Genomic DNA, 20,370 nt, shown 5'->3' with positions numbered 1-20,370 from the left:
GGTGCACATAATGACCACAAAAACAAGAAAATTATATCGCCATTTTACTGATGAAGAAATCCAACGTGCTAACAGTGTAAATCTACTGGACTTGGCTCGACAATATGGATTCCAGCTTGAAAAAGGCGGGCGTAAAGCAATGCATGCTAAAAAATCAGGAGGACTATATATATTTAAAGATAGTAATCGTTTTTATCATTGGACTGCCGACGAAAAAGGTGGTCCAATTGATTTTGTGATGAAATATGGGAATGCATCTTATCAGGAGGCTGTAGCAATGCTGCTAGGAGAACGTTATGAGAGCTATACTCGTGAGAGCGTAGCTTATGTTAAAGAAGATAAGGGGGCAGTACTTCTTCCGGATAAAGCAGAAAACTTCAAAAGGGTTTATTGGTATTTGATTTCTATAAGGGGCATTGATCCTCAAATTGTATCATCATTAATGAATGAGAAGAAAATTTATCAGGAAGCAAAGTATGGAAACTGTGTTTTTGTTGGATATGATGAGACGGGAAATGCAAAATACTGTTCTATGCGAGGTACATATGGTAGCAAACCATTTAAAATGGATGCAGTTAATTCTGATAAAAGTTACCCTTTTGTTATAGAGGGAAAAGGGAATCTTATGTTTGTATGTGAAAGCCCTATTGATGCTATGAGTCATGCTACACTTGCTGGGATGTATGAAAAAGATTGGAAGGATAACCATAGGATTTCTCTTGGTTGTACTTGGGATGGAGCCCTTGAAAGATATTTAAGTTGGCACCCTGAAATAAATAAAATTATATTTGCACTGGATAATGATTATCTTGCGAAGGATAAAGATGGTTATTATAAAAATTGGGGTCAGTTAGCAGCGAGAAAATGGTGTGATAAATATAGTGAAATGGGCTATGATGTTGCAATTCATAGACCACACCTGAAGGATTTCAATCAGGATTTACTTGGAATAAGAGAAGGCAAATCACCAGCAGACTTAGATAATATCAGAGAAAATGAACTAAGAGCGGAATTTGAAAAAGATGCCGTAGATGAAAATTCACTGGAGGGACTGGAACCATGAACTTTTTTCTCATTAGTAAAAAACCTTCCTTAAGGAAGACCCGAACCAGAAAGATAGAGGTCATGTGGACCTCTATCTTTTAAGGTAAGGCAGGAATAGTGGGGTTCTCACCCCACGGAGATACAGCTTTCCGACAGTGTCGGCAACGGGTTATTCAATATTTTTATATCACCTACAGGGGTGATGCTATGAGATAATGATTTAGTGACTTTTGAGAAGCCCAATTTACAGACGAACAGATCGAAACTATGAACAATGTAAACATGATGGATTAGCACAAAGTAAAGACTTTCAACTTTCAAATTCAATATGTTATACCGCACTCATTCAAGATGTCCGTTTAGGGTATATTACATATCCTTTTTAATTTATATATGTGTGGGTATGCTAACACTCAATGTTTTTTTGTTTAAATAGATGGGAAATTGTAGTCGAATATGATAAAATATTAAAAGAAAATAAAATGTCTAAATGGAAAGTTGAGAATGGGATAATTCTCTGAAGGCAACAAGATTTATAAAAGCAAGAAGTAACAATATCTTGAAATATAGGTACTAGTAAAATGCTTTTATGGATTGGTGAACAAAAAATCTTTTTTGGTTTTTATGTGAAAGGGAGGATAGTCAAATATGAATCTGACTAAATTACCACCATTTATAGTAGAAAAAAGATTTGGAAGCAATAGTATTAAACAGTTAATTTGCAGAGAAATTTGTATTCAATCTCATTCTTACCTAGGTAATATTTTGGTTTTAATTGATGACAGAAATAATCAAATATTTGTATATAAGAAAGGCTGGAACATAAACGATAACAATAGGTATGTTCTTCAAAGTGATAAAGTACCAACGATTGAAAGACTATTAAATGGTGAACTGAAAATAAAATGGATTAAGCATCCAAAACTCAATAATGAATTTAATCCAGATAAAGTTTTAGAAACATGGGATAATTGTTTTTATTTCAAAGAAGAAAACTCTTTAAGTTGTCAGCCTGGATTAAGAATACCACAGATAGGAGCAATATATTCTGTATTGGCTCATTGGAAGATTACAGATGACATAGGTACAGTAGTTATGCCTACTGGAACCGGGAAAACTGAGACAATGATGTCATTATTAGTAGCTAATAAGTGTGAAAAGTTATTGGTTACGGTGCCTACAGATTCATTAAGAGAGCAATTATCAAAGAAATTCTTAAGTTTAGGTGTACTTGAAGAATTTGGAGTGATATCAAATGAGGTTCAATATCCAATTGTTGGTGTTATTTATGAAAGATTTTCTGATAAAAGTGAATTATTAGAATTTATAGAACAATGTAATGTAATTATTACGACAATGAGTATTGTAACCGGAAGTGATCCTGAAATTCAAAAAGAAATATCAAAAAAATGTTCTCATTATTTCATTGACGAGGCTCATCATGTAAAGGCAAATTCTTGGAATGGGTTTTTACAATTCTTTGTGCCACGTAAAGTGGTTCAGTTTACTGCTACTCCATTCAGAAATGATGGTCAGAGATTAGACGGAAAAATAATTTTTAATTATCCTTTGAAGAAAGCCCAGGAAGAAGGCTATTTTAAAAAGATTAATTTTAATCCCATATGGGAATATTCCTCGGATAAAGCGGATGAAAGAATAGCTGACGAAGCTGTAGCAATTTTAAAAAGAGATATTGAGCGAGACTATAATCATATTCTTATGGCGAGATGTAAAGATAAGCAAAGAGCTGATGAGATCTTTGCTTATTATCAGAAATATTGTGAACTTAATCCTGTAAAAATTTACAGTGGAATTAATACTACAGAAAGAAAAAATATAATAGATAAAATCTTAAATAAAGAGGCCAAAATCATTGTTTGTGTTGATATGTTAGGGGAAGGATTCGATTTACCAGAGCTTAAAGTAGCAGCCTTTCATGATATTAAAAAAAGCTTACCTATAACTCTTCAACTTGCAGGTCGATTTACTAGAACAAAACACGATGAAAAATTAGGAGAAGCTACTTTTGTTGCAAATTTAGCAGATATTGATGCAAAAGAAGAATTAGAAGAATTATATGCCCAAGATGCTGATTGGAATTTACTCTTACCTCAGTTAAGCACAAGTCAAATAGAACAAGAAATTGAATTTGAAGATTTCCTCAGTGGGTTTAATAGTTTTGAGGGCAGGAAAATATCATTACAAAATATAAGACCAGCATTGAGCACTGTAATTTATAGAAATAAAGATAAAAGGTGGAATCCACATAATTTTAAAAAGGGTATACATTTATCGAATGATGATAAATTAATATATGATGTTAACTCAAAAGAAAATGTACTTATAATCGTGACAGCAATTAAAAGAAATATAGAGTGGGGAAATTTTAAAGATATTCAAAATATAGAGTGGAATCTTATAGTTGCATACTTAGACACGGATAATAATCTGCTTTTTATTCATGGAAGTGATAAAAGTTCTCTTTATTCTGATTTAGCTCGTGCAATAATCGGTGACAGAGCCGAAATAGTTGATAAGTTAGATGTTTTTAAGGCATTTCATAATATTAACCGCGTTAAGCTGCAAAACGTTGGGCTTAAGGAGTTTTTAGGTAAGAACATTAGATTCAGAATGAGCGTTGGAACTGATGTTGAAGAAGCCTTAAGCTTAGCAGAAAAGCAAAGAGCACAAAAGGCTTTTGTTTATGGAATTGGATATGAAAATGGAAACAAAATTTCTCTTGGGTGTTCATACAAAGGAAGGATTTGGACAAGACTTAATGGTGATTTGAAACAATTCACAAGTTGGTGTAAAAAAATATCAAGTAAAATAATCAATCCTATTATTGATCCTAATTTGCTATTAAGGGAGACCTTAATTCCAAAACTTATTTCAAATATACCAAAAAAGCAAGCGGTTTGGATAGACTGGAATGAGCAATTATATATGGAACAAGAGACCAAAATTAAATTCGTATTTGATGAAGTAGGTTATGATTTCTATAACTTTGATTTAAACATGAATATTGATTGCCCTATGGGTAATATACAGTTTTCTTTAATTTCTCAACCTAAGATTGAGGTTGAATTTGAAATGTTATTATATGAGGAAGGAGGAGTTCCGAACTATGAGTTTAGGATTATTCAATCCCCATATAAAAATATGAAAGTTATGTATGGTTCTAGGGAATCTAATATTATAGACTTTTTTACAAAGTATGAACCGACAATTTGGTTTGCTGACGGTGCAGCTTTAAATGGAAATGAATATGTTGAGTTAAAACAAATGATTTTACCATATCCTAAACAACTGATACAATGCTGGAATTGGGATGGGGTAGATATAAGAAAAGAGTCCCAAGGCGTATTACCTAAAATTGTAGACTCGATACAGTACTATGTCATTCAAGAATTGATGAAAGGTGACTATGATATCATTTATGATGATGATAATTCAGGAGAAATTGCAGATGTTATCACAATCAAAGAGTTAGAAAAGAAAATTAAGATAGAACTTTATCATCTAAAATATGCTAAAAAGGGAGTAGTAAGTAAAAGGATTGATAATCTTTATGAGGTCTGTGGACAAGCTCAAAAGTCAATTCATTGGAAACATAAAGATGGAAATGAATTTTTTGAGCATTTAATGAGAAGAGAAACCAAATTTGAAAATGGGAATTCATGTTCAAGGTTAGAAAAAGGTGATATTCAAAAGCTTGTTTACTTCTCTCAAATCACAAAAAGAAAATATCCTGTCGAATATGAAATATATATAGTTCAACCTGGACTATGTCCTGATATTGCAACTGATGATCAACTTACGCTACTTGGGGTAGCAGATAATTATATAAAAGAATTTGCCGCAATAAACATGAAAGTTATAGGAAATGAAAATTCTAAGTAGTAAAAAATAGACTGCCAATTAGGCTAATAACTGGCAGATAGCATTAACGATAATGGAGACTTTTTAAAAGAGCAATGATGGGTAATGTGTTTATAAAAACATGCGAATAAGAATCTAGTTAGGAGAATTGATAATGTATAAAAAGAAGAATATAATTCAACAAAATGACCATATTATTATTCCGAAATCCACTTTGCGACGTTTTGTTGACGATAAAACACAAAGAATATATTGCCTTAAATTAAGCGATTCAGACAAAATTACGATAACTAATCATTATCCTAAATCTTTTCACACTGAACCCAATTTTTACAATCCAGAATTTGATGATATCGTAAAACGCTATGAAACATTAATTGGAAAATGGTATAAGACTATAATGGATGCGATTAATAATACTACTATTGAGTTTTTGATTACTAATCGTAGTGATGAACTCAAACAAGACATAATTGAGTTGATCACTATACAATTTCATCGTTCTGTTTTGGCTGATAAAAAATTATTAACACAATATATAGAACAAGGAAAAAAGCGATATGAGTCGTCGAGTGCCCATTTTTTCAGAAGTGGTAGAATACCACAAGATTTTTTAATTAATAAACAAAGTCTATTTAACAATAATATTGATCAGGTTCGATATTGTTCACAAAACATATTGGGACAGCCAAATGAGGCAATAAAAAAGACATATAAAGAATTTATCCCTTATATTTGCTATATTCCAAATGAAATAGATTCCACGTTTTTGCTTACTCCCCAGCATTTTGTTCCAAATGATGAATTTGCAAGGTTCATTTTATCGCCAAGACTTGCGTTGGTTTTATATAAAGAGAATTTTTCTCGGCGCTTTATCTATGTCGGAGGAATATCAAGAAATTATAGGTGAAGAAAAATATCTTAATTGTATAAAAAGTAAACTTGAAAGATATAAGTCAAAGATCATTAAAATTGTAGAAGAACAAATCATTTTAATTAGTGGAAATGAGGAAATTTTAAAAGATGATCAAACCATTCTTGAAATGATAGTTTCTATCATGTGCTTTGAACCAGAATGCAAAAAAGTTATTGTAGAGACAGAGATAATATCAAGCAATTTATTGGAAATGGATAAATTCACCAAGAACGAAAGCTTGTATATGTTCGAAAAGTGGGGATACAAGATTGTTTTGATAAATCCACATGGTTTAAGCAATTTGAGCTTTGATATTCCAATAGTTAAAACTAAGGAAGCTGCAATAAAACTACTCTTATAATTAATTATGTGTATATTGGAAGTGTCACATTTATATTGGTTGACTTTGCCCTGCAAGCGGAACTTCTCATTATGTTTTTATAGCAAGCTAATTCTGCCGAGTCCTGAACTTCATTATCCATATAACAAGGTAAAAGAAGTTTAATAGCAATTTCTGGTTATCCATATACTGTGTAGAACACTGAACTTCGCCTAAAAGCTAATAACAAGAAGCCTTGAATTGGCTTCTTTTGTTTTGACCGAAAAGAATGTGATTATTTATTAAATAGGTATATCGAGGAGGAATTTTGTGAAAGAGAAAGTCGATAACATCCCCAAGACTCAAAAAAGGTCAGTGGTTTTTCCGATTGAGACTTTGGAGCAGATTGATAAACTGGCAATAAAAAAGAATGTTTATGCTTCTGAAATAATCAGAGAGTTTATTGAAAAAGGCTTAGCAGTAAATGGATATGAAGAAAATATAGATATGATTACTGACATCATTCATCAAGAAATTGAAGCTTCGATAAAATCATTGGCAAACCGGCTAGCAGGTATGATAAACAGACTTACAATCATCTCGGCAGCAGCCTATTATGCCAATATCACCATTATTTCGGATTTGATTGATAAGGACAGGTATTCATCATTTGAGAAGATAGAAAAGGCTGCAAGAAAAAGGGCATTATCCTATGCAAATATGAAAAGCGGAGATGCTATTGCAAAATTTATGGATGATGAAGAAGTTAAAAAAGCAGTTGCAGAGATAAAAGGGGGAGATGCTTCCTATGTCGATTTTGATGTATAAGCAGAGGTTCAAACCTCCTAATTTCAGTAAAACTCCAAAATGTAATTATGCTCATATAAGGTATATTGCAACAAGACCCGGTGCATCAAAAAATGAAGGAATGAGCCACGGACTATTTGGTAAACTTCAGCCGGGAAATTTAACTGAATTTAAAACCTGGCAGGAAGTAGCGAAAGAGGTACGAGAACTGTCTTATAAGAAAACAAACATTTTTAGAAGTGTAATATCATTCACTCCTGAAACGGCCGCAGAACTTGGATTAAAAGATCATAGTGCATGGGAAAATTACATTGAAAAACATATTCACATTTTAGCAAGTAAGAATGGAATAAGCCGGAGAAATCTTTCTTGGGTATGTGCTCACCATAATGAACCTAGCCACCCTCATATTCATATTGTATTCTGGGATAAAAATCAAAAGACAATGAAAAATTTTGTTAGTCCAAAAGTCGCTGACAGTATAAGGATTCAATTGATAAAAGAGACCTTTGCTGAAAAAATAGCTGATTATTGCAGGGCTAAGGAGAAGCATAAATTAGAGCTGAAGGAAGTTACTGATGATTTGGTAAAAGATTTTGATAATTATATGAAGACTATTTATCCAAAAGAATATAAAAAATTAAAGGAAGTGGCTGGAAGGATTGATGATGAAGAGTTGAAAGATATCCCAATTGACAGTATTTTGAAAGGGATTGATTTATCACCCATATCAATTCGGCTATTTCAACTCAAAGATATTTTGCCGAAAAAGGGGAGGTTTTATTATCAACTGCTACCAGAAGAAGCAAAAGAACAGGTGGATAGACTTGTAGAAGATTTAAAGCAAGGAATTCCACACATAAAACAGCTGATTGATGAGTATGCAGATACAAAGTCAAAAATGGCAATGTTATATGATGCAGACCCGGAAAGTGTGGAAAGGCATAAAGATAAAGCGATAAAAGAGATGGACAAGCTGATTGCAAACCGTTTAATTGCTGTAATTAAAACACTGGCAAATAAGGAATTTGAACTTTCAAAACTGGAATATTCCAAGGAGTATAAATCTTACAAGACACAGCAAATGATTTGTGAGATTTTAATAATGATAGAGCAGAATATTGATGATTTAAATCTGGATTATAATGATAGACAAAAATCTGAAAGTACAGAGCTCTCAAAACGAGCAAAGAAAGAATTATATTTAAGAAATAGAGACAAAGGTATGGAGAAATAAGTTGCCATGCTTTTTATATTTTAGAAAGGAAAAGAGAAAAATGTCATATACAACAATATATCAGTATCCTGAGGGACATCCTTGCCGTGGGTGTCCTTTTATTTTGGAATTAACAAAGCCAAGCTGTATGTTTCCACAAACAGGCGATAAGTGCTTTATGCAAAAAGAATTAGAGAGAAAGAAAAACAAAATGAAGGCCATGAACCTAAATAATACCGTTTTAAACAGGAGGTAATTCAATGCGTACTAAAATGGACTTTTATAAAAGTTTTTTTGAACAACTTGCAAGAAGAGGCTTTGATGTTAAAAGGTCGACTTCTTCAGATTATCTTGCAGATATTTACTATAAAAACCAACTCATAGCGTTTTATACAAAGGCAGATACCATTGAAAGAAATCCGTTTGTATCTGTAAAAGAGAAAGTATTGAACCTTATTGATGAGACAGCCAGAAAAACAGCTGTAGAAGTTGGTATATGCACAGAGTGTCCTTATACTGATAATGAGGAAAGACTTAAAAATGGAGCGGTTAAACTGACTCAGTATAATAATGTCATACTGGCATGTAAGCAGCACCATTTATTTGGATATGTATTTTCAACTTTTCGCATAGCACCAGAAACCGACCAGCGTGGATGCATGGCGAGCAATGCAGTGCAGCGAAATGACCAGCCTCTTCAAAGACAGTTTTTCTATAATAAAGAATCAGCTACCCAGGACTTTGCCATAAGGTCAGGTTTAGTGGATGAGAAGGCTTTATTTTCAGAAACTGAGCTTATGGTTTTACATTCAAACCTTGTAAAACTTACTTTGCTGGATAATAACATTTCTAATGATGATATGCTTTCAGTTGGTCGGATGATTGAAAAGATTGAAGAAATTGTTCCGGAACTTCAAGGAAGGGATTATGACTTTGATTTTGAGGAAGAGTTCATGCAAGACATAGATGCAGAGATTGGAGGCTGACTTATGAGTAATAAAAGTAATCAAGTTATTGCTATAGCGAGGTTTTTGGCTTATAAAAGCAATCTTAATAAGCAACTGGAGAATATGACTGAGGAACAATACTATAAGAAGCCTGTTGGATTAGAAGTGGGTAGTTACATTCAAGATATGATGAAATATTGTCCAGAGCAGACTGTAGATATTGTTTTGAAAAACCAGAATAAAATGATTGAAAGACTGGGTGTAGAATACCTTAGCCTTATAGCAAATATGGAATTTGCAGATGGGGGTGAAATAAATGCAAGATAGCAGACCAAATGCTAATATTTGGGGTAACATAATTACCTGTGCAGAAATTGCTATTGGTATCTATGAAATTGTTGGTACCAATCACAAAGGAATAATGATGCCAAAGAAAATGGCAGAAGAAGTGTTACCCCAAAATGTTATTGATATGGCAGAAAAAGATGGTGAAAATCTATGCTTTGTAGATGACTTTTCCTCCTCAATTGTTGCTGATGAACTGATAGAACAGGGAATTGTTACTGACCCAGAATTTATTGCTAGGCAGGATGCATTAAAGCAATTAGATGATGCAGATATTGATACAGGATTTGAAACATTTAATGAGATTGACTTTGAACTTGAGATTGATAAAAGTGAGGACTTTGAGAGATGAAGACCAAGGCGAAACTAATAATCTGCTCACTGATTTTTACCATTGGTGGACTTGCTAATATTTTTTTTACAACTTCTGTGCATTCGGTACTATCAGGACAAAGCACAGTTCTACAGTTGTTTTCTGTAATAGAGTGCTTAAGGGGTATGGCAAATAGTAAGCAACACCTGATGCTGTTTCTATGTTTTCAAGGGCTTGTGATTGTGATGGCCGTAATGTTTTTTTTCACTAATTTAAGGCCATATCAGTCTAATTTAGTAGAGATTACTCCGGACATAAAGACACCAGTTTCGGTAGGCCAGTATCAGCATGGGTCGGCAAGATGGCTTAAGGATGAGGAGAAAAATAAAGTTTTTGACAGTTTTGTTTTGGATAAAAATGCAATGCAATAAGAGTTCTTGTGGACGAAAATGGATATTGTGATAAAATAGGTTTATGGGGTTAATATTTGTTGTTATAAAATGATTGTTGATTAAAAAGGGATGAAAAACTAAAAAGATTGAAGTTTTTGTGCAAGGTTAAGAAAGGAGAAATTAAATGTCCAACATTCATTATTTTCCACGCTATTCACAAAAAGAAAACATGGTAACAAACAATACCCTACTATTGTTTAGTCGACTATATAATAACAGTCCTGATAAATTCAGAAGATTAATTAACGCTATTCTTGAGGATAGTGGTATTGAACTTGATACAACTGTAAGGTTTAAACAACAGGAAAAAATTTCAAGTGGTAGAATACCTGACGGTCTGATTGAACAAGAAAGCTTTAAGGTGGTAATTGAAACTAAACTTTATGGACAAGAACACATTGACCAAATAAAGGGACATTGGAAAGCCTTTAGAAATGAGGATAAACAGATTTTCCTGTGGATTAATAAGGAACCTATATCAAAAGGGTATTATCAACAAATCATTGAGGCTTTGAATATATATAATGATTCAAACAAGAGTGAAATCGGATTTGCTTATACTACTTTTAAGGATATCTGTAGATGTTTTAATGATATTCTTCAGGAGTATGACCTTGAAATGAAAACTTTGATTGATGATTATGAGGCGTTTTGTAATGAATCAGAATTAATTGATAACGCTGATTTGAAGGTTAGAGTGGTTCTAACAGGACAGACATTAGAGCAAAATCTCAAATATAACATATATTACAATCCAAGTGAACGTGGGTATCAGAATACCAAATATATTGGGTTATATAAAAATAAAGCGGTTAGAGCTATCGGAGAAACTTCATGTATTGCAGATGTAAGGTTCAACATTGAAAAAAATAAATTAGAGGTACTAGGAGTGATTCAGGGAACTTTGACCGATGCTCAGAAAGAAATAATCAAACTGGTTACTATTGAAGCTAAAGAAAAGTATGGTTACTCAGTTGATGAAGGACGTAGGTTTTTCTTTGTACATAAGTATTTTGAAACTGATTATTTAAAGCCATCAAAAGGAGCATTAATGGGAACAAGATATATCAATTTAGATGATGTTGATGGCTTCAATAAAGAAATGAAGGCTTCTGAAATTGCGGGACTATTAAAGGGCAAGGAATGGGATATTTGATGATAATTAAATTGACATAAAGGAGCTGAGAAAATGCCATGCACAAATTGGTCAAATTTGAACCACTTACAGCTTGGAAAGTACGCAGAATACTACGCAAAAATGGAGTTTGCTTCTTATGGTTTTGAGGTGTATACATCAGAGGTTGATGATCATGGCATAGATTTTATTGCAAAAAATAAAAAAGGAAACTTTCTGGAATTGCAAGTGAAATCAATTCGTCAAACGAACTATGTTTTTATACAGAAAGAAAAATGGAATATAAACAATTTTCATACTTATCTTATATTGCTAATTTTTGAGGATGGAAAAATGCCAGAGGTTTTCTTGATTTCAGCTACAGCATGGAGGAATCCAAACGAACTCTTCTGTGATAAGGATTATGAAGGCTTGAAAAGTAAGCCTGAATATGGATTGAACTTATCAAAGAAAAATATGCCACTTCTGGTACCTTATAAAATAGAAAAAGTGATAGTATCACTTTTGAATAGTGGGGGATCTGAAAATGAGATTTAAATTACCTTTAATAGTTGTGGATGATATAAATACTTCAAGGAAGTTCTATGAAGATGTTTTAAACCAAAAAGTAATTCTGGACTTTGGTGCAAATATTACTTTTACAGGAGATTTCTCGCTTCAGTCAAAGGAGTCATGGGTTGACTTAATTCGTAAAACTGAAAATGAGATTTTATCAAAACCTGATAATTTTGAACTTTATTTTGAAGAAGAGCAGTTTGATAAATTTATAGAGCGGCTAAAATCCTTTAAAGTTCAATATGTGCATGATGTGGTACAATATTCATGGGGACAAAGAGTAATTCGCTTTTATGATCCCGATATGCATATAATTGAAGTTGGCGAAAGTATGGTGAATGTTGTGAAAAGGTTTATTACTCAAGGACTGACGATTGAACAAACTGCTAAGCAGACACAGCATCCAGTTGAATTTGTAAAAGACTGCATGGTATGAATAATTAAGGAGAAATTTATTAATGGCTTATATTTATATGAAAAGCGATATTTGTGAAATTTTAAAGAAAAAGCCAATAATCATCATGGATACCAATGTTTGGTTAGATTTGTATTCATTATCGCCTGACACAATTGGCTCAATTGTTGAAGCACTTTCTGAGTCGAATTTATTTTGGCTACCCAATCAAGTATATTCTGAATTTAAGAGGCATGTGAAAGAAAAAAGAGATGAAAACATTAATAGGTATCAGAGATTAAAAGAAGAAATATGTAAGCATTTATCAGATAATCAGAATAAGATCAATTCTGTTTTTAATACTTTCAATAGATTTAAACTACCTGAAATATTAGAACAGAATGAATACATAAAAAATGAGATTATAAAGATTCAAAATGAAGCAAGTCAAAAACTTAAAGAAATACAATCAAATCACACAAAAAGTATGGTTTCAAATGGTATTAGTAAGTCTTCAGACTGCATAGAGCAATACATTGATGAACTCCATAAAAAGAGTAATGCAAAAAGATATTCAACTATTGAACTGCTAAGAATTTATGAAGAAGGCGAAAAAAGATACAAATATAAAATTGCTCCAGGATTTACTGATATCAAAAAAAAGGATAATGAGTCTTCTGAAATTCCTGAACGTAAATATGGAGATTTAATTATATGGAAAGAAATTTTGAATTTGCTTAGCGATTCTCAGAAAGATGTTATTTTTATTAATAATGAGAAAAAAATGGATTGGTGGGTTCCAGATATAATAAATAAGAACAGAATTCCAACAGTTCTTACAGAAGAATTCATGAGTAAAACCAACGGGAATTATCAGTTTACTATGTTAACCTTTGATGAATTTATTAATCATTGCGGAGAAGAATTAAATGTCCCAATACATGCTATTCTTGAAATAACAGAACGAATAAGCTTTATATCTGATTTGAACAAGTACTTTAATGAAAAATTATCTCAGATAATAATTGATTTCACAAATCAAGATGAAGTGCAAGAAAGAATTATTGATCAGATAAATGAAGACATACTTGGTGAGTATATTGCAGGTGGAAATGTTGATGAAGTTGATGAAATAGAGATTTCTGACATAAAATCTACCAAAGAAAAATTTAGTTTTGATGATGATGAGTTTCAGATGATTATAGAATTTGATGTGGAAATTTCTGCAGACTCAAATATATCTGTATACTGGAACAAGGAAAGCGGTACAAGTGGGAGTGTTGAAATAAAAAGTACAGGAAAGTTTGAGGTTATACTTACGATTGATTACACTCAAGCTCCAGAAAAATCATATTCACTCTATGAATACAGCATTAACCAATTCAAGATTTTAAAGTTGAATTTTAATGATTATGATTTTGATGAAAGTATGATTGAAGATGGTGAATATGAATGTCCAGATTGTGGGCGCAGATATAGTATTGATGAAGATGGTGGGAATGGTTTTTGTAATGATTGTGCTTGGAATCATTGAACATTATTATTGAGATAGTTTGAGATTGCTAATTTAATTAAGACTGGAGTTGAATTGTTATGGCAAAGAGATCTTTTAACCAACAACTGCAGGACAGCAAAGATATGCCTAAAATATCTGAAATCACTGATTCTAAAGCTATATCGATGTATGGAGGGACAAAACTTCTTATTGCCCCTCCAATTGCCTACGATGAAATTATGAAAAAGGTTCCAGTGGGAAAAGTCATAACATCTGATTACATAAGAAACTATTTGGCAAAGAAGCATGGTGCCGATAATACCTGCCCTTTAACGGCAGGAATATTCATAAACATTGCAGCCAAGGCATCGGTTGAGCGTGGTGTTGATCAGACACCCTACTGGAGAACACTGAAGAAAGACGGTGAGCTGAACGAAAAATATCCAGAAGGCATTGATGGACAAAAACTGCATCTTGAGATAGAAGGTCACAACATCATTCAAAAGGGTAAAAGGTATTTTGTGAAGGATTACAAGGATAAGTTTTATAAATTGGAAGAGTAAAGGATATATTCATATATTCATTGAAGCTGCTTTAATAAAAAGAATATATTGATTTGTCATAGATGCCTTAATATATAAGATTTGATAATATATGAAAGTATATGTGGACTTTAAAGGACAAGGTTTGATAAAATAACCATATAAGATTGTAATTACATACCAATATGAGTGAGTGTTTGTCGAATTATAAACTTTGTAGGCCTTACACATATATAGAATAATTGAGGTGGTTATAATGAGATTAGTTAAAGCAAGAGTTAAAGGATATAGAAGTATAAAAGACACGGGGTATTTTGAAATTGAAAATTTAAAGACAATTTTTGTTGGCCCAAATGAAGCTGGAAAGACAGCTATTTTACAAGCTCTACAGAAATTGAATCCACCAGAAGGGGTTCCGTTATTTAATCCTTTAAGAGACTATCCAAGGTCACTCCATGACGAGCATATTATTTCCGGTAAAATAGATCCTTCAAGTTATACTGTGGTGGAAGGGCATTTTACATTAACTGAGGAAGAAAAGGAGATTATTCCGGATGGTTATGGAAATATAATATATGTTTTTGGTAGAAATCTAGATAATTCTACGTGGCACAGAATTGATAACGGAATTGAAATGTTGACCTATGGAAATATAAGTAAAGACTTAATGAGATTAACTGCACATATTGATAAGACATTTGAAAATAATGGTTCTGAGCAAACTGTTTCAAAACCTAGTGAAAAGTTAAAAACAATTACGGATGCTTTTAATGATAAATCTGCACTAAGTGAAACACAATCAAATGCTTTATCAGCCTGGCTGGATGATAATTTTGTATATATTGATGAGAATAATAAAACGGAAGAGCAAAGATTTGATAAAATTAAAAATATGTTAGCGTTAGTTAGTGTAAGAAGTGAAGTGTTAAAGAAGTGTCGTAGTCAATTACCAAAATTTATATTATTTAATAATTATTTTAGAGTGAAGCCTTCAATACATCTTGAGCTTCTAGCTCAAAGAACTGAGCAAAACATTCTTGATGATGAACAATATGATTATGGCAATAATTGTCTGTTGAAACTATTGGGATTTACTGCAAGAGAATTATCTGATGCAGGCAAAGCTAATGTTGCTAACCCTAATGATAGTAATTCGTTACAAAAATATAAAGATCAACTGGATAATAGAAGTTATAGATTAAATGCAGCAAGTGTTAGACTTACAAATGAAATAAGAAAAGTATGGAATCCAAGTTCTAAAAGAGCTGAGGCAAGTAAATTGGTAATTAAAGCAGATAATCAATATTTAAAAGTTGTTGTTGAAGATGAATTGGGTGTTGAAGTTGAATTAGATCAACGTTCAGAGGGATTTCAATGGTTAGTTTCATTTTTTGTTGTATTTTTTGCCGAATCTGAAGATAAACATAAAAATGCAATTCTTTTACTTGATGAGCCAGGAATGAGCTTGCATGGATTAAAACAAGCAGAGTTTAGAGAAACTATAACAAGATTGAGTGAAAAAAATCAAACTATTTTTACAACTCACTCTCCGTTTTTGGTTGGTGCAAATGAATTAGATCTAGTAAGGGTTATAGAAATGAACAGTAGAGAAGAAGGGACAATAGTTCATACTTCAATTACTGCAAATGATGCAGCAGCAATGCTACCATTGCAAGAAGCATTAGGGTATGATTTGGCGCAGAGTTTATTTGTTCATCAAAAAAACCTTGTACTTGAGGGACTTACAGATTATTGGTATCTAGAAGCTATCTCAAACTTACTCGAAGAAGAGAATAAAACTGGAATTGATAAGAATATTGCATTAATTCCTGCTTCTTCAGCTAGTAAAGTAACATATTTTGCAACAATATTGCATGCACAAAATTTAAAGGTAGCTGCTTTACTTGATTCAGATGCATCGGGAGATCAAGCTGCAACACAAGACACATTAGTAAGTACATTAGGTAATAAAAGGATATTGAGAACAAAGGATTTTTATAAAGGGAAAGTATTAAAATCAGAAATTGAAGATTTATTAAGAGATACATTGGTTAAAATTGCTAAAGATATTCTTGGATGGGATATTGTGGAATTATCATTTGCTCAAATATCAAGACCAATTATAGATATTTTTGTAAAAGAGGTAGGAAATGACTTTTCAAAGTACAAACTGGCAAAGGCTTTTCTAAGATGGTCTAGAGATCATTCCTTTTCAGATTTAACATCAATAGAAAAAGAGCAATGTGAACTACTTGTTGACAAAATTAATAAGTCGTTAAAATAAAAAATCATGATATGTTATAACCCCTACTGCCAGTTATATCGGATAATATAATTGGCGGTATTTTATTTTTCATATGTATTTAGGCTATAAAAAGTATTTTATAACTTTTAATTTTTTTAATCATTTATACTGCATTCTTAAAGCGTTATTTATATCATATATATTCTCTATGTGTCCTAAGTCTAGCTGACCTTTTGTATTAAGAATCTTTTCAATTCCCACATGCTCAAGTACTTTTCGTATAACTCTATTAGCAGCCATAAACAAACTCTCCTAGTCCTTTATATCTAAATTTGTAAGTGTACAGTCATAATGAATTTTTAGATGTTGATTAGGTTCAAGGCAATGCCATCCATTATCCAAGGCATATTTTATTAGTTTTGAAGCTACGCTAGGCTTATATAGTGTAATATCCCATGTATCTTTCCAGTCGAAATATGCTTCAAAGCATGATGACTTCAGACTTTTAGGATAAGAGCGAAAAGTTACATCATGGGAATTTTCGATAACTATAAAATAAAACTGTATTCCATTAACAGTAATCTCACGGATTTTCTTTTTAAACACTTTCAAAATAAATACACCTTCTTAGCGATAGATACTTTATATCAGTATTTTACCAAAATACGATTACCACTTCAATTAAAGAATCACAACCTATGAAAGGAGTTGATGCCCTATGTCCACTATTACCTCACAAGGAGGTGTTGTCATTGGTCTAAAGAAAGAAGGAAATAAGGAACGCATCTATTATGTTGGTGAAGACAGTCATTTACTATGTATTGGAGCCACCCGCTCTGGTAAAACCCGATGTTTGGTTATTCAATCCATTTGTGCATTGGGACTTGCAGGAGAATCTATTGTAATCAGTGATCCTAAAGCAGAACTTTTTCACTACACAGCTACATTTCTTGAAAAGCTGGGCTATGAAGTGCTGACCTTGGACTTCAAAAATCCTTCCAAGAGCCAGAGGTATAATCTACTACAACCCATTATAAACGCAGTAAATGATGGTGATACTGACAAAGCAGAAATGCTTGCATGGGATCTTACCAATAATCTTGTCGGCAAACCAGAAGGGGAAAAAATCTGGACAAATGGGGAATGCTCAATAATTGCAGCCTCCATTCTTTGTGTCGTTTGTGATAATAAGCATCGTCCAGAATATCAGAATCTGACCAATGTTTATTGGTTTATTGCTGAAATGGTAAAGACAATTGGTAATAAAATGCCACTCCTTGAATATGTTAAAAAGCTTCCATCTTCACATCCTGCAAAAGCACTTCTTTCCATTTCAGACGTGGCTCCAAGCAGGACAAGGGGAAGCTTTTATACTTCTGCGTTAACTACACTTCGATTGTTTACCAGTAAATCAATCTATGCCATAACCCATAAAAGTGACTTTCAGTTGCAGGATATCGGTCAAAAGAAGCAAGCACTTTTTATAATCCTGCCTGATGAAAAAACTACATTTTATCCAGTTGCATCCCTTGTAGTTTCACAACAGTATGAATTATTGGCAAACTTAGCGGATAACAGGGGTGGAAGGTTATTGCAGAGAGTAAATTTCATGCTTGATGAGTTTGGGAATTTTACAACGATCACTGATTTTACAAATAAGTTAACCGTAGGTGGAGGCAGGGGAATAAGGTTTAATCTCTTTATTCAGTCATTTTCCCAATTGAAAGAGAAGTATGATGAAAATACTTCAGATACCATTAAAGCCAATTGCCAGACCTGGGTCTATTTACAGGCAGATGATATGGATACTTTAAGAGAGATATCAGAAAAGCTTGGCACATACACTGTTTCTAGCTATCAGCTTTCAGCAAATCATGCCAAGTTTACTACACCGTCTAGTTCTCACAGTATTAGTTTGATTGAACGCAAACTCTTAAATGTTGATGAGGTAAGGCGTATAAGAAGACCCTATCAAATTGTAACCTCAAGAACACATCCTGCAATTATGTATTCTCCTGACTTATCGGAATGGTGCTTTAATAAAATGCTTGGACTTGGGGATAAGGAACATAATCGTAAGTTAAGGGAAGAGAGGGAGAAAAGTCGTCAGGTAATAACGGATATCCATGAAGAAATAACACTATGGAATATATGGATTTACTATCAAAAAGACATTATCAGAAAAATACAACAAACAGCAGATAAAGGAGGTGGTTCTTATGTGAGTATTGAGGGTGATTTTGAATAGAGTATTATGAAAAAAGTGAAAAAAATCTGACAGGAGGGTAATTTTGTGAATACCGAAAAATTGAAAACAAAAGTTACAAGTCTTTGGAAAAAGGCAAGTGTGGGAATGACTGCACTTGCTTTTTTAATTCTTAGCAATATGCCAGTATATGCTGATGGCATTAAAGACAGTAAGGTAGTAACAGGAACAGAAAAGCTGATTGGAGACGTGACCACTTGGCTTATGGTTCTTGCACCAGTAGTTTCAGGGCTGCTTATTATTTATTTTTGTATACGCAGATCGGCAGCTGATGAAATGGACCAGAAAAAGTGGAATAACCGAATTGTGGTTGCAATTGTTTCGTGTCTTGGTGCAGTTATTGGTTCTGCAACACTAAATCTGATTATCGGGTACTACAAATAGTTCAAAAAGTCATGTTTATACCATGGCTTTTATTATTGACTAGGAAAGTCCATGAAAGGACTTTCCGTCGAACAGCTGAACAATTTGCTACGCAAAACGTGTGCTTGAGGCACACTTTGTTCTTAGCACCACTAAAAATATTATTTTCAGGAGGCTCAAAATGAGTAAATTTATGAAAAATGCCAAAAACAAATCAATGTTATTAGCACTTGATGCAAGATGTAAAGCATCTAATATGTTTGAAAGAACGAGGAAAGCAATTTATAACAAAGATGGACAAGGTACACTTGATGTTGCTGTAACTGTATTAATTTCTATTGTGCTTGGAGCTCTGATTCTTGCAGGACTGTATCTGGTTCTTAACGGCACGGTACTGCCAACCATTACACAGAAAATTAAAGACATGTTTAATTACAAAGGTTAAACAATTATATGAAATTGGCGATGGTGATTCATCGCCTTTACAATTACATCTTCAAATATAATATGGGAGGAAGAATTAAATGATAGGTATTATTAAAAAGGTTGAATTCAAAGTGTTAGAGACTGTTTGTAATGCAAAAGAAGCATTTTGTGGGTCTTTAAACAAAGCTAGGGGAGCAGTAACTAATCGTGATGGACAAGGAGCACTTGATGTGGCTGTCACTGTACTTATTTCAATTGTGCTTGGAGCATTGATACTTGCAGGATTATATCTTGTGCTTAATGGAACAGTACTTCCGACAATTACTCAGAAGATCAAGGATATGTTTAATTTCAAGGGATAGGCTTCTTTCAAAAGGCGGTGTGTTTATGCATCGCCTTAAAAATTTTATAAAAATTCAGGAGGAATTTCATGAACATAAAAACTGAAATTAGGAAAACTTTTGATAATAAGGGCAGGCTTATGGCTATTGCAAATCTGATAATTGAGGATTGCTTTGTAATTAAAAACATACGGTTGATTGTAGGTAAAAAGGGTTTGTTTGTATCTATGCCAAGTAACAAGATTGGAGATAAATACATTGAAACCTGCCATCCGATATGTCAAGAGGCAAGGAAAAAGATTGAAGGCAGTGTCATTGAGGCTTACAAATCATCAATTTCTTAAGTTGATTTCCCATTGAAAGGGGT

Annotated in this window: 23 protein-coding genes; 21 read left to right on the top strand and 2 right to left on the bottom strand. The window is 32.9% G+C overall.

Annotated elements, in window-relative coordinates; translation table 11 throughout:
* Positions 1–10: 10 nt before the first annotated feature.
* The 16 genes from Bccel_RS23235 (at position 11) to Bccel_RS23155 (ending at position 16,646) form a co-directional block, all read left to right on the top strand.
* Positions 11–1,063, top strand: coding sequence for a DUF3991 domain-containing protein (locus Bccel_RS23235; protein ID WP_036935398.1), 1,053 nt, complete (start codon positions 11–13; stop codon positions 1,061–1,063).
* A gap of 629 nt (positions 1,064–1,692) precedes the next feature.
* A complete protein-coding gene (locus tag Bccel_RS23230) occupies positions 1,693–4,947 on the top strand; it encodes a DEAD/DEAH box helicase (RefSeq protein ID WP_036935401.1) in 3,255 nt (1,084 codons plus the stop codon).
* Between the two features lie 133 nt (positions 4,948–5,080).
* On the top strand, positions 5,081–5,836 hold the full coding sequence (locus Bccel_RS23225) for a hypothetical protein (RefSeq protein ID WP_036935403.1): 756 nt from the start codon (positions 5,081–5,083) through the stop codon (positions 5,834–5,836).
* Positions 5,805–6,203: a hypothetical protein gene (locus Bccel_RS23220; RefSeq protein WP_036935408.1), complete on the top strand. Its 399-nt coding sequence runs from the start codon at positions 5,805–5,807 to the stop codon at positions 6,201–6,203. The genes Bccel_RS23225 and Bccel_RS23220 overlap by 32 nt, the downstream gene beginning before the upstream one ends.
* Positions 6,204–6,491: 288 nt before the next feature.
* Entirely contained in the window at positions 6,492–6,989 is a 498-nt protein-coding gene (locus tag Bccel_RS23215) for a hypothetical protein (protein ID WP_036935411.1), read from the top strand.
* Positions 6,970–8,205 (top strand): MobP3 family relaxase, encoded by a 1,236-nt coding sequence (gene mobP3 / locus Bccel_RS23210; RefSeq protein WP_036935414.1) that lies wholly within the window; start codon positions 6,970–6,972, stop codon positions 8,203–8,205. Before Bccel_RS23215 ends, mobP3 begins: the two co-directional genes overlap by 20 nt.
* Before the next feature lie 239 nt (positions 8,206–8,444).
* Entirely contained in the window at positions 8,445–9,170 is a 726-nt protein-coding gene (locus Bccel_RS23200) for a hypothetical protein (RefSeq protein ID WP_036935418.1), read from the top strand.
* Positions 9,171–9,173: 3 nt separating this feature from the next.
* The gene (locus Bccel_RS23195) at positions 9,174–9,458 is read left to right on the top strand and encodes a hypothetical protein (RefSeq protein ID WP_036935420.1); all 285 of its coding nucleotides are present in this window, start codon (positions 9,174–9,176) and stop codon (positions 9,456–9,458) included.
* Positions 9,448–9,828, top strand: a complete 381-nt coding sequence (locus tag Bccel_RS23190; RefSeq protein ID WP_036935422.1) for a hypothetical protein — start codon at positions 9,448–9,450, stop codon at positions 9,826–9,828. Before Bccel_RS23195 ends, Bccel_RS23190 begins: the two co-directional genes overlap by 11 nt.
* Positions 9,825–10,220, top strand: a complete 396-nt coding sequence (locus Bccel_RS23185) for a hypothetical protein (protein ID WP_036935424.1) — start codon at positions 9,825–9,827, stop codon at positions 10,218–10,220. Before Bccel_RS23190 ends, Bccel_RS23185 begins: the two co-directional genes overlap by 4 nt.
* 145 nt (positions 10,221–10,365) lie before the next feature.
* Positions 10,366–11,397 (top strand): hypothetical protein, encoded by a 1,032-nt coding sequence (locus Bccel_RS23180; RefSeq protein WP_036935426.1) that lies wholly within the window; start codon positions 10,366–10,368, stop codon positions 11,395–11,397.
* Between the two features lie 33 nt (positions 11,398–11,430).
* Positions 11,431–11,913 carry a DUF4365 domain-containing protein gene (locus Bccel_RS23175; protein WP_338053614.1) on the top strand — a complete coding sequence of 161 codons (483 nt, stop codon included), beginning with the start codon at positions 11,431–11,433 and terminating at the stop codon, positions 11,911–11,913.
* Entirely contained in the window at positions 11,903–12,367 is a 465-nt protein-coding gene (locus Bccel_RS23170; RefSeq protein ID WP_036935428.1) for a VOC family protein, read from the top strand. The genes Bccel_RS23175 and Bccel_RS23170 overlap by 11 nt, the downstream gene beginning before the upstream one ends.
* 22 nt (positions 12,368–12,389) lie before the next feature.
* Complete coding sequence (locus Bccel_RS23165) at positions 12,390–13,859, top strand: PIN-like domain-containing protein (protein WP_036935430.1); 1,470 nt, start codon at positions 12,390–12,392, stop codon at positions 13,857–13,859.
* Positions 13,860–13,918: 59 nt separating this feature from the next.
* A complete protein-coding gene (locus Bccel_RS23160) occupies positions 13,919–14,383 on the top strand; it encodes an MGMT family protein (protein WP_036935432.1) in 465 nt (154 codons plus the stop codon).
* Positions 14,384–14,618: 235 nt separating this feature from the next.
* Positions 14,619–16,646, top strand: a complete 2,028-nt coding sequence (locus Bccel_RS23155) for an AAA family ATPase (RefSeq protein ID WP_036935434.1) — start codon at positions 14,619–14,621, stop codon at positions 16,644–16,646.
* A 120-nt stretch (positions 16,647–16,766) separates the two neighbouring features.
* Here the strand turns inward: Bccel_RS23155 and Bccel_RS30455 are convergent, their stop codons facing one another.
* Both Bccel_RS30455 and Bccel_RS23150 read right to left on the bottom strand, forming a co-directional pair.
* Positions 16,767–16,907: a hypothetical protein gene (locus Bccel_RS30455; protein ID WP_154673408.1), complete on the bottom strand. Its 141-nt coding sequence runs from the start codon at positions 16,905–16,907 to the stop codon at positions 16,767–16,769.
* Between the two features lie 12 nt (positions 16,908–16,919).
* Complete coding sequence (locus tag Bccel_RS23150; protein ID WP_036935436.1) at positions 16,920–17,219, bottom strand: hypothetical protein; 300 nt, start codon at positions 17,217–17,219, stop codon at positions 16,920–16,922.
* A gap of 106 nt (positions 17,220–17,325) precedes the next feature.
* Here Bccel_RS23150 and Bccel_RS23145 point away from each other — a divergent pair, with 106 nt between their 5' ends.
* The 5 genes from Bccel_RS23145 to Bccel_RS23125 all read left to right on the top strand — a co-directional run bounded on the left by Bccel_RS23145 (position 17,326) and on the right by Bccel_RS23125 (position 20,347).
* Positions 17,326–18,855, top strand: a complete 1,530-nt coding sequence (locus Bccel_RS23145) for a VirD4-like conjugal transfer protein, CD1115 family (protein ID WP_036935438.1) — start codon at positions 17,326–17,328, stop codon at positions 18,853–18,855.
* A 105-nt stretch (positions 18,856–18,960) separates the two neighbouring features.
* Positions 18,961–19,257: an Mbov_0395 family pilin-like conjugal transfer protein gene (locus Bccel_RS23140; RefSeq protein ID WP_050754071.1), complete on the top strand. Its 297-nt coding sequence runs from the start codon at positions 18,961–18,963 to the stop codon at positions 19,255–19,257.
* 160 nt (positions 19,258–19,417) lie between these two features.
* Entirely contained in the window at positions 19,418–19,681 is a 264-nt protein-coding gene (locus Bccel_RS23135) for a DUF6133 family protein (protein WP_036935442.1), read from the top strand.
* 79 nt (positions 19,682–19,760) lie between these two features.
* On the top strand, positions 19,761–20,024 hold the full coding sequence (locus Bccel_RS23130) for a DUF6133 family protein (protein ID WP_036935444.1): 264 nt from the start codon (positions 19,761–19,763) through the stop codon (positions 20,022–20,024).
* A gap of 68 nt (positions 20,025–20,092) precedes the next feature.
* A complete protein-coding gene (locus Bccel_RS23125) occupies positions 20,093–20,347 on the top strand; it encodes a SpoVG family protein (protein ID WP_036935446.1) in 255 nt (84 codons plus the stop codon).
* Positions 20,348–20,370: the final 23 nt, after the last annotated feature.

The sequence above is a fragment of the Pseudobacteroides cellulosolvens ATCC 35603 = DSM 2933 genome (genome assembly GCF_001262605.1).
In the GTDB taxonomy this organism is placed as follows: Bacteria; Bacillota; Clostridia; order Acetivibrionales; family DSM-2933; genus Pseudobacteroides; species Pseudobacteroides cellulosolvens.
The sequence above is the reverse complement of the archived record's forward strand: the minus strand, read 5'-3'. Positions and strand labels throughout refer to the sequence as shown.

Coding starts and splice junctions, on each gene's coding strand:
- Bccel_RS23235 (WP_036935398.1), top strand. CDS start 11: ATGACCACAAAAACAAGAAAATTATATCGCCATTTTACTGATGAAGAA.
- Bccel_RS23230 (WP_036935401.1), top strand. CDS start 1,693: ATGAATCTGACTAAATTACCACCATTTATAGTAGAAAAAAGATTTGGA.
- Bccel_RS23225 (WP_036935403.1), top strand. CDS start 5,081: ATGTATAAAAAGAAGAATATAATTCAACAAAATGACCATATTATTATT.
- Bccel_RS23220 (WP_036935408.1), top strand. CDS start 5,805: ATGTCGGAGGAATATCAAGAAATTATAGGTGAAGAAAAATATCTTAAT.
- mobP3 (WP_036935414.1), top strand. CDS start 6,970: ATGTCGATTTTGATGTATAAGCAGAGGTTCAAACCTCCTAATTTCAGT.
- Bccel_RS23200 (WP_036935418.1), top strand. CDS start 8,445: ATGCGTACTAAAATGGACTTTTATAAAAGTTTTTTTGAACAACTTGCA.
- Bccel_RS23195 (WP_036935420.1), top strand. CDS start 9,174: ATGAGTAATAAAAGTAATCAAGTTATTGCTATAGCGAGGTTTTTGGCT.
- Bccel_RS23190 (WP_036935422.1), top strand. CDS start 9,448: ATGCAAGATAGCAGACCAAATGCTAATATTTGGGGTAACATAATTACC.
- Bccel_RS23185 (WP_036935424.1), top strand. CDS start 9,825: ATGAAGACCAAGGCGAAACTAATAATCTGCTCACTGATTTTTACCATT.
- Bccel_RS23180 (WP_036935426.1), top strand. CDS start 10,366: ATGTCCAACATTCATTATTTTCCACGCTATTCACAAAAAGAAAACATG.
- Bccel_RS23175 (WP_338053614.1), top strand. CDS start 11,431: ATGCCATGCACAAATTGGTCAAATTTGAACCACTTACAGCTTGGAAAG.
- Bccel_RS23170 (WP_036935428.1), top strand. CDS start 11,903: ATGAGATTTAAATTACCTTTAATAGTTGTGGATGATATAAATACTTCA.
- Bccel_RS23165 (WP_036935430.1), top strand. CDS start 12,390: ATGGCTTATATTTATATGAAAAGCGATATTTGTGAAATTTTAAAGAAA.
- Bccel_RS23160 (WP_036935432.1), top strand. CDS start 13,919: ATGGCAAAGAGATCTTTTAACCAACAACTGCAGGACAGCAAAGATATG.
- Bccel_RS23155 (WP_036935434.1), top strand. CDS start 14,619: ATGAGATTAGTTAAAGCAAGAGTTAAAGGATATAGAAGTATAAAAGAC.
- Bccel_RS30455 (WP_154673408.1), bottom strand. CDS start 16,907: ATGGCTGCTAATAGAGTTATACGAAAAGTACTTGAGCATGTGGGAATT.
- Bccel_RS23145 (WP_036935438.1), top strand. CDS start 17,326: ATGTCCACTATTACCTCACAAGGAGGTGTTGTCATTGGTCTAAAGAAA.
- Bccel_RS23140 (WP_050754071.1), top strand. CDS start 18,961: ATGACTGCACTTGCTTTTTTAATTCTTAGCAATATGCCAGTATATGCT.
- Bccel_RS23135 (WP_036935442.1), top strand. CDS start 19,418: ATGAGTAAATTTATGAAAAATGCCAAAAACAAATCAATGTTATTAGCA.
- Bccel_RS23130 (WP_036935444.1), top strand. CDS start 19,761: ATGATAGGTATTATTAAAAAGGTTGAATTCAAAGTGTTAGAGACTGTT.
- Bccel_RS23125 (WP_036935446.1), top strand. CDS start 20,093: ATGAACATAAAAACTGAAATTAGGAAAACTTTTGATAATAAGGGCAGG.